At 66.8% G+C, this 2,913-nt stretch carries 6 protein-coding genes and 1 pseudogene; 5 read left to right on the top strand and 2 right to left on the bottom strand.

What is annotated here, in order from left to right; genetic code table 11:
- Nucleotides 1-174, top strand: a pseudogene (locus tag AXW62_RS47465) (DUF4232 domain-containing protein); the annotation flags it as partial.
- Nucleotides 175-187: 13 nt separating this feature from the next.
- On the opposite strand, the gene AXW62_RS19635 reads toward AXW62_RS47465, so the two are convergent.
- Complete coding sequence (locus tag AXW62_RS19635; RefSeq protein WP_060945677.1) at nt 188-421, bottom strand: hypothetical protein; 234 nt, start codon at nt 419-421, stop codon at nt 188-190.
- The gene (locus tag AXW62_RS19630) at nt 418-852 is read right to left on the bottom strand and encodes an ATP-binding protein (protein ID WP_030843168.1); all 435 of its coding nucleotides are present in this window, start codon (nt 850-852) and stop codon (nt 418-420) included. The genes AXW62_RS19635 and AXW62_RS19630 overlap by 4 nt, the downstream gene beginning before the upstream one ends.
- Before the next feature lie 159 nt (nt 853-1,011).
- On the opposite strand from AXW62_RS19630, the gene AXW62_RS19625 reads away from it, so the two are divergent.
- From AXW62_RS19625 to AXW62_RS19615, 4 genes are read left to right on the top strand one after another with little or no spacing between them, the layout of a single operon-like run.
- Entirely contained in the window at nt 1,012-1,899 is an 888-nt protein-coding gene (locus AXW62_RS19625) for a helix-turn-helix domain-containing protein (RefSeq protein ID WP_060945676.1), read from the top strand.
- A gap of 10 nt (nt 1,900-1,909) precedes the next feature.
- Nucleotides 1,910-2,104 (top strand): DUF397 domain-containing protein, encoded by a 195-nt coding sequence (locus AXW62_RS41145; protein ID WP_079115696.1) that lies wholly within the window; start codon nt 1,910-1,912, stop codon nt 2,102-2,104.
- A gap of 10 nt (nt 2,105-2,114) precedes the next feature.
- The gene (locus tag AXW62_RS41140) at nt 2,115-2,309 is read left to right on the top strand and encodes a DUF397 domain-containing protein (protein WP_079115695.1); all 195 of its coding nucleotides are present in this window, start codon (nt 2,115-2,117) and stop codon (nt 2,307-2,309) included.
- A gap of 10 nt (nt 2,310-2,319) precedes the next feature.
- On the top strand, nt 2,320-2,514 hold the full coding sequence (locus AXW62_RS19615) for a DUF397 domain-containing protein (protein WP_060945674.1): 195 nt from the start codon (nt 2,320-2,322) through the stop codon (nt 2,512-2,514).
- Nucleotides 2,515-2,913: the final 399 nt, after the last annotated feature.

Raw genomic sequence — 2,913 nt, 5'->3', positions numbered from 1 at the left:
GGTAAGAACGGCCACACGGTGAAGTCCCTCACCGTCTACTTCCAGGGCCGCACCGCCGACGAGGACGTCCCCTCGGCCGCCCACCCGTCACTGCCCGCCAAGGGCGTCTACGTGGACGACTCCCTCAAGGTCACGTACTGGCAGCAGTCGATGGACGACGCCATCATCTGGTGACGCCACTGGCGCGTCAGGGACCGAAGGCCGGCGGGCGACCGCCGGCCTTCTCGGCTTTCAGCAGCCGCTGGTAGTCGGTGAGCACGCGCAGCAGCGCGAAGCCGGTACCGAGGGGGACGGTGCCGAGTTCCAGTCGCGGCTGGCGGGCGTCGCTGAGGTCGGCCCGTACGTCGGGGAGGCGTACGCCGTGGGCGGCGAACTCGTCGCGGAGGATCGCGGCGACCCGCTCGGCGGGGGTGGGGTTCATGCGGTGCCGCTCGCTTTCGCGGACGGGAGGTTGAACTCGAACCAGACGGATTTGCCCGTTCCGTTGGCCGGTTCGTCGATGGTCATGCCGCAGAGGTCGGAGAGGGCCGTGACCAGGAAGAGACCGCGCCCGTTGGTCTCATTGCCCATGGCGCGGCGGGGCGAGGGCAGTTCGGGGCTGTCGTCGTGGACGGTCACCCGGACGCGGTCGTGCTGGACGCTGGCGGCCATCCGTACATCGCCCTTGCCGTGGCGATGGACGTTGGTGACCAACTCCGAGGTGCAGAGGGCTGCCGCGTCGGCGAGTTCGTTCAGCCCGGAGGCGGTGAAAACGCCGCGCACGAAGTCGCGGCAGAGACGGGGGGATGTGGGGAGGGCGGGGGCGGTGAGGGTGTAACGGTGCGGACGTTCCAGGTGTGCGGGTGCTCCCATGCGACGCCTCCGTGGCGCTTGTGGCTCAATACCCTGTGCGATTAAGGCAACACCCAAGGTAGGGTAGGGCTCAGCAACTTTGCAACCATCTTGGCGAGATGATTGGACCGCCCCAGCCTCGCGGGGCACACTGTCACCGAATCCCCTGGAGGACCGCCCGTGGCGCTGCGAACGCTCATCACCGAACGGCAACGCCGACTCGGCGCGGAGCTCAAGAAGTTGCGTCTCCAGGCAGGGTTGTCGATCGCCGAAGGCGGCAAGCTGATCGGCATGGGCGCGCCGCACCTGAGCCACATCGAGGCGGGGCGGACGGCCATCCCAACCGAGCGTCTCCGCGAGCTGGTTGACGCCTATGGGTGCAAGAATGAACCGTACGTTGACGAGCTGGTCAGTATGGCCGAGAGCCACGGCAAGGGCTGGTGGTCGGCGTATCGAAAGTCCTTCCCGCAGTCCACACTCGACCTCGCCGAGCTGGAATCCCGAGCGACGAGGGTCCAGACATACGAAACCCTGCTGATCCCGGGCCTGTTGCAGACCGAGTCCTACATGCGCGCCCTGTTCCGCAGCGGACTTCCTGGCGCCTCACCCGAGGAGATCGAGCAACTAGTCCGCTTCCGAAGAGCCCGCCAGGCCATCCTGGGACCTGAGCAGCCCACCACCTTCCAGGCCGTCATTCACGAGGCTGCGCTCCGCATGGAGGTGGGAGGTCCACAGGTCATGAGGGAGCAGCTGACGCAGCTCATTCGGGTGTCGATGAACCCGAATGTGACCATCCAGCTCTTGCCCTTCAAGGTTGGCGTGCGCTTCTGGCACAGCACGCCGTTCCTCATCCTGGGAGTCGGAGTTCCGGGCCTGGAGACAGTCGTCGCGGACCATCCTTCCGCGAACCTGCGGCTCGGCGATGCGGAGTCCATCACTCGTTACGAATGCACATTCAGTGATTTGAGCCAGAGCGCATTGCCACCGGTAGTAGCAGATGCGGCCCCCGAACTCCACGAACAGCGTGATTCATGGGGCCTCCTTCAACACATTCTGTACACCCTCTAGGGAAGGTGTCATGTCCGACCTCACCTGGCAAAAGTCATCGTTCAGTGAAGCTGGTGCGGCCAACTGCGTGGAACTCGCCGCCGCATGGGACGGCATACGCCTACGCGAAAGCGACGAGCCCGACACGGTGCTTCGCACCAGCCCCGCCGCCCTTGGCATTTTCATACGGGCCGTGAAAGATGGCCGCCTCGACCACACCCACTGAGGAAAGCAGCATGCCGCACACCACATGGCGCAAGTCCTCCTTCAGTACGGACGTAGGCGCCAACTGCGTAGAACTGGCCACGAGCCCCGACGGCATCCGCATACGCGAAAGCGACCAACCCGACGCGGTACTCCGCACCACCCCCGCCACCCTCCGGTCGTTCATACGAGCCGTAAAAGCCGCCAGCCTCGACCACACCCACTGAGGAAAGCAGCATGCCGCACACCACATGGCGCAAGTCCTCCTTCAGCGCGGACGTCCACCAAAACTGCGTGGAACTCGCCGCCGCACACGACGGCATCCGCATACGCGAAAGCGACCAGCCGGAGACCTTGGTCCGTACGACGCCCGCCGCGCTCGGCGGCTTCATACGGGCCGCGAAGGCCGGTCGCCTTGATCGCACCCTCTGAGCGCAGGCCGGATGTCAAGCGCGGGTATCGTCTCGCGCGCTTCGCGCGATTGAGCAGCGGCGGGCACGGGCCGGGGCGTAGGGCGCGTTGCGGGCCGCCGGGCCGGTGGGGGTCCGTGCCGTGACGGCCATCGCACGCGGGGGTCGATGCCGATCCGGAGCGCGGTCCGGTGGGGCGGCCCCTCCGGGTACCCTCTCCGAAAACGCTTGATCTGAAGCAACTACCTTGTCAAAGGTTTTTGTGAGAGGTACCCCCTGTGGCGTCGCCGTGGATGCGGAGTCCGGCGGTCCGGCGACGGGCCTCGCCCCCGCACACGGATGCCGCCACCGGCGGTCGCCCCCACCGGCCCGGCAGTCGGCAGTCGGCCCGACGCCCCCGCCCCCTGCCCCGCTGCTCAAT

This window comes from Streptomyces hygroscopicus subsp. hygroscopicus (genome assembly GCF_001553455.1).
GTDB lineage: Bacteria > Actinomycetota > Actinomycetes > Streptomycetales > Streptomycetaceae > Streptomyces > Streptomyces hygroscopicus.
This window is presented reverse-complemented; position numbering and strand designations above follow the sequence as displayed.

Excerpts from the sequence above, each read along its gene's own strand:
- AXW62_RS41145 (WP_079115696.1), top strand. The coding sequence starts at position 1,910 with ATGTCCGACCTCACCTGGCAAAAGTCATCGTTCAGTGAAGCTGGTGCG.
- AXW62_RS19630 (WP_030843168.1), bottom strand. The coding sequence starts at position 852 with ATGGGAGCACCCGCACACCTGGAACGTCCGCACCGTTACACCCTCACC.
- AXW62_RS19615 (WP_060945674.1), top strand. The coding sequence starts at position 2,320 with ATGCCGCACACCACATGGCGCAAGTCCTCCTTCAGCGCGGACGTCCAC.
- AXW62_RS19635 (WP_060945677.1), bottom strand. The coding sequence starts at position 421 with ATGAACCCCACCCCCGCCGAGCGGGTCGCCGCGATCCTCCGCGACGAG.
- AXW62_RS41140 (WP_079115695.1), top strand. The coding sequence starts at position 2,115 with ATGCCGCACACCACATGGCGCAAGTCCTCCTTCAGTACGGACGTAGGC.